Source organism: Shewanella sp. 11B5 (assembly GCF_002836795.1).
GTDB classification, from domain to species: domain Bacteria; phylum Pseudomonadota; class Gammaproteobacteria; order Enterobacterales; family Shewanellaceae; genus Shewanella; species Shewanella frigidimarina.
In genome coordinates, this window is sequence record NZ_PJAP01000842.1 from 1 (window position 1) to 1557 (window position 1557).

The window sequence follows — 1557 nt, forward strand, 5'->3', positions numbered from 1 at the left end:
GTGTTAAATACAAGGACCTTAATTGTATTTTTCGGCAATTAACAACAACCTTCACGCTAATGATGGACTACTGACTTATGATGACTTTGCACGGTTTTGCCGCGAGCAACTATTACAACCTAGTGAAACATGTACTGCTATATAAACAACTGCCATTTACAGAAAACCTTATTTACGGTGGTAGTGAAAAGCTATTGGCAATCAGCCCCGCTGGCAAAGTACCTGTAATCACAACGCAAGAAGGTCTTTACCTGTCAGAGTCGAGTGTCATCTGTGACTTTATCGAAGAAACCTACCCTGCAATGCCGCTATATCCTGAAAACGCGGGAGAACGTGCTGTTGTACGTCAAATAATGAAAATGGCAGAGTTGTATTTTGAACTGCCTAGCAGACGACTCATACCTTATGTATTTTCAGGTACCGAAATACCTGAGTCAGTTAAAGTTGAAGTCCGCCAGGTATTAACCCGTGGCGTTACAGCCTTAAGTCGCTTGTGCCAGTTTTCACCTTGGATTGCAGGTGAACAATTCACCATGGCAGATATCTACGTTTATTACGTCAACACCATTGTGAGCGCGTTTGGCTCGAGCCAGCTTAACTGGGATGTACTGGCAGAAATACCAGGCATGAAACAGTGGAGCGATGCCATGAGCCAAACGGTTATTGCCCAACAGGTAGAAGCAGATCGCCTCGCAAACATGCCCGACTTTATGCAAAAAGTGAAAGCTCAAATCCAAGCCGCGAGCGCTGGATAACACAGACTCGATACGAATTGATAGTTGATAGTAGCGATAAAAGCATCTAACACTGATGTTTGATTTGAATTACGAACAGAAACAGCCAATTCAATATAGTGATTGGCTTAAAAATTAATTATTTTGCAGGAGCAGATCCCAATGACAGATACCAATATCCAACTGACTTCATTAATCAGCGAAGACAATAAATTAACACTCGCATTAAAAAACATCGACATACCACAACCCGGTGCCGATGAAGTGGTTATTCGCATTGAAGCTGCACCATTAAACCCGTCGGACTTAGCGGTGCTATTCAGCGTCGCGGATATGACAACAGCGGCACAAGCAGGCACTGAAAAAAGCCCAACGATTGTTGCCGATGTTCCGGCTAAATTTATGTCAGCAGTTAAAACCCGAGTCGGTAAAGCCATTCCAGTGGGTAACGAAGGTGCTGGTACCGTTGTCGCAGCGGGTTCATCGCCTGCAGCGCAAGCATTAATGGGTAAAACTGTTGCTGTCATTGGCGGTGGTACGTATCGTCAATATCTCTGTGCCAATGTGCAAAGCTGCTTAGAATTAACACAAGGTACTACGGCTAAAGAAGGCGCATCTTCTTTTGTTAACCCGCTCACCGCATTAGCAATGGTCGAAACAATGCGTGCAGAAGGCCATAAAGCCATTATTCATGCAGCGGCGGCATCTAACCTCGGCCAAATGTTAAACCGTATTTGTATTGCCGATGGCGTTGATTTAATTAATATCGTCCGTAAAGCAGAACAAGAAACACTGTTACGTGACATGGGCGCTAAATATATTG

Annotated in this window: 1 protein-coding gene and 1 pseudogene; both read left to right on the forward strand. The window is 44.1% G+C overall.

Annotated elements, in window-relative coordinates:
* The first annotated feature begins 77 nt into the window (after positions 1-77).
* Positions 78-755, forward strand: a complete 678-nt coding sequence (locus tag CXF78_RS17005) for a glutathione S-transferase family protein (RefSeq protein WP_102037431.1) — start codon at positions 78-80, stop codon at positions 753-755.
* A 141-nt stretch (positions 756-896) separates the two neighbouring features.
* Positions 897-1557, forward strand: a pseudogene (locus CXF78_RS17010) (NADH oxidase); the annotation flags it as partial.